General features: G+C 54.7%; 7 protein-coding genes. 6 read left to right on the top strand and 1 reads right to left on the bottom strand.

Annotated elements, in window-relative coordinates; genetic code table 11:
* The 6 genes from AC2VLY_RS10020 to AC2VLY_RS09995 all read left to right on the top strand — a co-directional run.
* Positions 1-257 (top strand): type II toxin-antitoxin system Phd/YefM family antitoxin (locus AC2VLY_RS10020; RefSeq protein WP_486922203.1); only part of this gene is annotated, 257 nt, incomplete at its 5' end.
* The gene (locus AC2VLY_RS10015; RefSeq protein ID WP_486893229.1) at positions 257-670 is read left to right on the top strand and encodes a putative toxin-antitoxin system toxin component, PIN family; all 414 of its coding nucleotides are present in this window, start codon (positions 257-259) and stop codon (positions 668-670) included. The genes AC2VLY_RS10020 and AC2VLY_RS10015, both read left to right, overlap by 1 nt.
* Before the next feature lie 16 nt (positions 671-686).
* Positions 687-1,349, top strand: coding sequence for an ABC transporter ATP-binding protein (locus AC2VLY_RS10010; RefSeq protein WP_486893230.1), 663 nt, complete (start codon positions 687-689; stop codon positions 1,347-1,349).
* Positions 1,350-1,352: 3 nt separating this feature from the next.
* Complete coding sequence (locus AC2VLY_RS10005; protein WP_486922202.1) at positions 1,353-2,108, top strand: class I SAM-dependent methyltransferase; 756 nt, start codon at positions 1,353-1,355, stop codon at positions 2,106-2,108.
* A complete protein-coding gene (locus AC2VLY_RS10000; RefSeq protein ID WP_486922201.1) occupies positions 2,072-4,111 on the top strand; it encodes an HAD-IIIC family phosphatase in 2,040 nt (679 codons plus the stop codon). The genes AC2VLY_RS10005 and AC2VLY_RS10000 overlap by 37 nt, the downstream gene beginning before the upstream one ends.
* Positions 4,112-4,151: 40 nt before the next feature.
* Positions 4,152-5,711, top strand: a complete 1,560-nt coding sequence (locus AC2VLY_RS09995) for a glycosyltransferase family 4 protein (protein WP_486922200.1) — start codon at positions 4,152-4,154, stop codon at positions 5,709-5,711.
* 89 nt (positions 5,712-5,800) lie between these two features.
* Here AC2VLY_RS09995 and AC2VLY_RS09990 read toward each other — a convergent pair.
* Positions 5,801-6,160 (bottom strand): PIN domain-containing protein (locus AC2VLY_RS09990; protein WP_486922199.1); only part of this gene is annotated, 360 nt, incomplete at its 5' end.

Here is a 6,160-nt window from a genome sequence, read left to right as displayed (position 1 = left end):
GCGCTGTGCATTTCAGGCAGAATCTTGGTGAAATGCTTAACCAGGTTCAATACCGTAACGACAGCATCGTTATCAACAAAGATGGCAAGCCCGTTGCAGCCTTGGTGGATGCGGAGCTGTTTGCTCGCATCCGACGCATGCGCGAGCGTTTTGAGACGCTGAGTAGCCGGATAGCTTCTTGCTATTCTGAGGTGCCCGTTGAGCAGGGCATGGCCGAAATTGAAGCTGCGGTGAGTGCCGAACGCGTCAAGCGCTAATGTCCAGGCTTCGTGTGGTCCTGGATACCAATGTACTGGTGTCGGGTATAGCTTGTCCTGCCAGCGTACCGGGGAGTATCGTCTTGACCTGGCGTCAGGGTGGGCTGGATGCCGTGCTTTCTCACTACATTCTGGACGAAATGGTACGCGTTTTGCCCCGTTTGACACGGTTGAGGATGAGCAGTCAGGAAATTCGAGATTTGGCCGATTGCCTCATGTTTATGGCCGATATCGTTGAACCCTTGGAATCTCGCGATCCTCAATTGCGAGACGAGAAGGATCAACCGGTGCTACAGACATTTTTGGTCAGCACAGCAGACTATTTGATCACCGGCGACAAGGATCTGCTGGCTCTGGGAGATCAGTATCGTATTATAACGCCAGCGGAGTTCTGGTCAGCTCATGGGGGATGATGATGAGTAATTATCCGTGAATGAAAACAGCTTGATTCTTGATGGTATCAGCAAATCCTTTCCCATCCACCATGGTCGGGATATGCGTCTGATTCTGGATGACATTTCCCTGGAGATTCACCCCGGTGAACGCTGGGGTATTATGGGGCCGAACGGGGCGGGCAAATCCACCCTCATTCAGATTATCAGCGGTTCTTTGCGGGCCGATGCGGGAACCGTGCATCGCGGTATGACGGTTTCCTGGCCTCTGGCTTTTGGGGGTGCTTTTCAGGGAAGTTTAACGGGCCGTGATAATGCTCGTCTTATTGCCCGGGTTTATGGGGTCGATGTGAAGGAAACTGTGGCGCAGGTGGAAGACTTTGCCGAACTCGGCATTTATCTGGATGAGCCGGTGAAAAGCTATTCTTCGGGTATGAATTCGCGGCTGAGTTTCGCCATCAGTATGGCGGTGGATTTTGACTGTTATCTGGTAGATGAAGTCATTTCGGTGGGCGATGCGCGTTTCAACCGCCGCTGTGAGGATGAACTGAAACGGCGAGCCACCAAGGCGATGGTGTTGGTATCTCATCATTCTGATCTGATTCTGGGTAATTGTGATCATGCGGCTATTCTCGAAAACGGGCGTTTGCGGGTCATTGAGGATATCAATGAAGCCGTGCATTACTATACGAATATGTGAGCCATGCTTCCGGACAGTAATGCCGATTGGCAGCATATTGCGCGCGAGCGGCCTTACTTTGGGGTGTTGAGTGAATCGGCTTATGCGGAGCCAGCGCTTTCCGATGCGCAACTCGCGCAATTTTTGGATTCCGGTCAGCGTTACGTCAATATGGTGTTGGATCAATGCACGCGCTTTTTTGGTGCCAACGGGCAGACGGGTAGTGCGCTGGATTTTGGCTGCGGGGTCGGGCGGCTGTCCTTGCCTTTGGCGCGGCGCTTTGGGCAGGTAACGGGACTGGATGTGGCCCCGGCGATGCTCAGCGAGGCCCGGCGCCTTGCCCAACTGGCCAACCTGCATAATGTGCAATGGCTATTGGCCGATGAGCAGCTTTCGGGAATTGCCGGCGCACAGTTTGACTTTATGCTTTCTTTTATTGTGTTTCAGCATATTCCTGAAGCACGCGGACAACGCCTCTTGCAGCAGTTATTGACCCATCTAGCACCGGGCGGAATGGCGGTTTTCCATTTCAAATACGCACAAGTCATTCCTCGACATCCGTGCTCCACTTTTTTGAGTCACCATGTACCGGGTGGCCGTTTACTGGTCAATGCCCTGCGTGGGAAACCAATGCAAGAACCGCACATGCAGATGAATGCCTACAACCTGAACCGTCTGGTCCAGTCTTTTCAGGAAGCCGGGATTCAGGAAATCCATACCCGTCTGGAAGATCATGGTGGTCATTGGGGTGTGGAAATGTATGTGCGGCGGGGGCGCTGAGTACGTTGGCGAGCAAGGTAAAAATATCGTGGCGGCTGCATTGGCTACAGCGTAAGAGTTCCCTTGCGGATGCCGCGAGTTTACAGAAACTGGATAATGACGCTTTTTTGGACGCGGTTTATTTGAAGTATCTGGGGCGAAACATAGACCCTACAGGAAAAAGCTTCTATTTGCAGCGTGTACAATCATCTCGGGGACGTCAGCGAGTTATACAGGCGCTTCAAAATTCTGTAGAAGGACAGGCTTACAATCAACGCCAGAAAAATTTTTCTGCACTACTGGATTGGAAAGAAAGAGAACAACATTCTCCAACGCCTTACTTAAGAGCTATTCAAAACCGCAAACCACCCCGTATAGCTTTACTGGGTACTTGTCAGGTGGAAGGCCTGCTGCAAACCGCGCTCGCAGCGAGTTGGCCCGTTAAACACTATCTGATGGATTCTGGACCTCATGATCATGTGCCCCTGCTTTCTGCGGAGGATTTTGACGGGGTGCTGGTGCAACTGACCCTGCGTTCTTTGCTGAGTATGGTGGCGGAAAACGGCGATGGGGATTTATTTCATCTGCGCGCTGATGTGGATTGGTCCGATTTGCGGGAACGGGCTGGTCAGCAACTGCAAAACCAGGTGCAGCGCATACTGGCGGCCTTACCCGAGGGGCTTCCTGTGTTTTTCCTGGGTTTTCTGGAGCCCATGCCCCGGATCAACGGTCTGCTGGGGCGTAATCGTCAGAATAGCTTATATGCATTGATTCGCCACCTGAATGACGCATTGGAAGAGGCCCTGGCGGTGCAGCACCGTGTTTTTTATCTGGAGCTGAATGATTTGCGCCTGCATTACGGAGACAGCACGGCCTATGATGGGTATGTTTCCCATTTTACCCATGGAGGCATGCGGGGTAGTCGGCAGGGAGATCTGATTCATCTGGGGATTCTGGAAAAAGTACAGGCCGCATTGCAGATTTTGCGGGGTGATCAGCAGGTCAAACTGATTATTACCGATCTGGATAATACCCTCTGGAAAGGCGTGTTGGCGGAGCTGGATGAGATCATCCCGCTGGAGGTCACCGAAGGTTGGCCCCTGGGTTATGCCGAGGCCCTGCTGGCCTGTAAGGCACGGGGAATTTTGCTGGCTATTTGCAGCAAAAATGAGGACATCAGCACTCGCGAAAATTTTGCCAAAGTCTGGGGGAGCCGCTTGCGTCTGGAGGACTTCTGCGCGATACACATCAGTTGGCAGCCCAAGTCGCAGGCCATTGCGCAGATTTTGGCAGAAACCAACCTGTTACCTGAGCATGTGCTGTTTATAGATGATAACCCTCTGGAAATTGCGGAAGTTACCCATGCTTACCCACAGATGCGGACCCTCAGCGGTGACCCGGAGCAATGGCGTCATCTGCTGCTCTATTCGGTGGAAACGCAGGTCGCCCATGTGTCGGCAGAGTCTGCCCGGCGCACCGAACTGGTTCAGGCCAAAAAACAGCGGGATGCAGCGGCTGAGAACATGGATAAGGCGGCCTGGCTGGAGTCCTTGCAGCTCACTCTGCAGGTGGAGACCGTGACCGATGGCAGGCATCCCCGCTATGCACGTGCGCTGGAGCTACTCAACAAAACCAATCAGTTCAATACCACTGGCCAGCGCTGGAGCGATACTGAACTGCAAAACTGGCAGGCGGCGGGGGGTGTTTTGCTCGCCGTTTCGGCGCAAGACCGTTTTGCACCCCATGGGCTGATTGCCCTGGCTTTGTTGCAGGACAACGCCATCATGCAGATGGTGCTGTCCTGTCGGGTATTTGGCCTGGGCATTGAAACCGCCCTCCTGGCCGAAGCTGTGCGCCAGATACAGGCCGGTGGGCATGATGAATTTCTCGCCCATTTTACCGCCACTGGCCGCAATGATGCCTGCCGGAATTTCTGGCCTGAGCAGGGTCTGGTCTGGGACGCGGAACAAAATCTGTGGCGTGGAAGCGCTGCGCCTGAATGGCCAAACTGGATTCGGCAATGAAAAGGTCAACTTTATTATCATAAACAGGAAGTTGAATTTTATGGAGCACAAACCAAATAACCTCCGCATTCTCATGGAAATGCGCCCTGCCCTGGATGGCTTTTACGGGATTCCCCAGGAAACTCGCCTGCTTTACGGGGTGTTGGCCCGTTTGCCCGGTGTGGAATTGTCGGGCTTGCTGCAGATGTCCAAACGCAGCGTGCGCGGTGGTGTTTATGGGCATAAGTCCCTCAGTGAGGCCGAGCGGGTGCATCGTTTTGCGCGGGTGGTGGTGGCCCTGAAAGGCCGCACTGCCGTGGACTGGAAAGGGGATGTCGCCGAGTGGCTGGAAAATCTTATCCAAAGCTGGCGCCTGCGCGGAAAAGCCTGGATGGGGATGGGGGCTATTCCACTGGGGCATTTTGAGACCCGCTATTTTCGGGACTACGTTTGGCAGGAATTATATGGGCGTAGTTTGCCTGCGGCGGATCGGGAGGCGGTGCTGCGCGGGGATTATCGGGTTTGTGCCTACCCTTGGCGCAGCATGCATTTGGTGGGCATTGAACGTGCCCAGCTTTCTTTGGCGTCCCGCTATCCGCGCCTGAATACCCAAGGGGTGGATGTGCTGATTGCCCAGACGCCTTTCCCGGCGCGGGTGAGTAAGGGCACGGCGCTGCTGGTGCATTATCATGATGCCATTCCGGTGTTGATGCCCCACACGATTTCCGACCGGGCTTTTCATCAGGCCAGCCATTTTCAGGCGATGGCTGCCAATGTGCGGGCGGGTGCGCATTTTGCCTGTGTATCGGACGCAACCCGCCGGGATTTGCTGAATCTGTTTCCGGAAGCCGAGCCTTTGGCCCACACGATTCATAACATGCTGCCCAGCCATTATTTTCCGGCAGAACCCGAGCCAGAGCGTATTCCCGGTATTGTCCGCCGCCATTTGCATGGTGAGTTTGAGGGGAAAATCAAAGGCAAACAAGAAAAATACAAGGTCTATAAATTATCCAGGGTGTTTGGCAACGAAGAAGAAAAAACCCGTTTTTATGCCCAGGCATTGGGTCCAGACAGCCGTTTTGTGTTGATGGTTTCTACCGTGGAGCCACGCAAAAATCACAGTCGCCTGCTGGAAGCCTGGGAAGCTTTGCGCAGCACGATGGACCCGGACCTGAAGCTGATTATTGTCGGGCACATCGGCTGGGATTATCAGACCGCTCTGGAGGGGTTTTTGCCATGGATAGAGCAGGGCAGTTTATTTTTACTCCATAGTGTGCCTGCCGAAGCCCTGCGCCTGTTATTCCGGCAGGCCGTGGTGACGGTGTGCCCCAGCGTGGGCGAAGGTTTTGATTTTTCCGGGGTGGAAGCCATGCGCTGCGGAGGTGTGGTAGCGGCTTCGGATATTCCGGTGCATCGTGAAGTGTATGGCGATGCTGCCCGCTATTTTGACCCCTACGATACCGGCAGCCTGGTGCAGGTGCTGCGGCAGATGATTTATCACCCGGATGCCGCCGAAATACAGGAGTCTTTGCGCACCGCCGGTGCCACCCAAAGTGCCCGCTACCTCCCCGAAAAAATCCTGCCCCAATGGCAGGACCTGCTTTGGCGGATTGTGCAGTGAGGGCTACGGCGAAAGCGTCACCTAGAGATATTGCGCCAAATGGTCAACACGTTGCCGGATATTCGGTAAGGAAGTCACTGATGTCTGATTTATTGTACCGCCTCCCATGGATTGATGACGTTCAGCCCGGCAGCCTCAAAAGGGGTGGTGTCACGGGTGGCGACGGCAAAGCCGTTGGCAAGGGCGACGGCGGCAATGAAGGCATCGGCCGTTTCGACCGCCAAACCGGCAGCGCGGGACTTGGCCAGCAGCTCGGCATAGGCTTTCGTGCAAGCCATATCGAACGACATCACCCGATTGGCGAACATCGGCAGCAGGCGTTTTTCCAGGTTCTCATGCAGGCTGATCCGGCGCTTTCCGACCGGCATCAGCGCGACACCCGCACGCAGCTCGGCTACCGTGATCGCGGACAGGTAGAGCGTTTCCAGCGCTTGCGCGTCGAGCCAGTC

This window comes from Acidithiobacillus sp. TH-A36 (assembly GCF_057473445.1).
Note: the sequence above shows the minus strand (reverse complement) of the source record. Positions and strands in the feature narration are given on the sequence as shown.

Excerpts from the sequence above, each read along its gene's own strand:
- AC2VLY_RS09995 (WP_486922200.1), top strand. The coding sequence starts at position 4,152 with ATGGAGCACAAACCAAATAACCTCCGCATTCTCATGGAAATGCGCCCT.
- AC2VLY_RS10015 (WP_486893229.1), top strand. The coding sequence starts at position 257 with ATGTCCAGGCTTCGTGTGGTCCTGGATACCAATGTACTGGTGTCGGGT.
- AC2VLY_RS10005 (WP_486922202.1), top strand. The coding sequence starts at position 1,353 with ATGCTTCCGGACAGTAATGCCGATTGGCAGCATATTGCGCGCGAGCGG.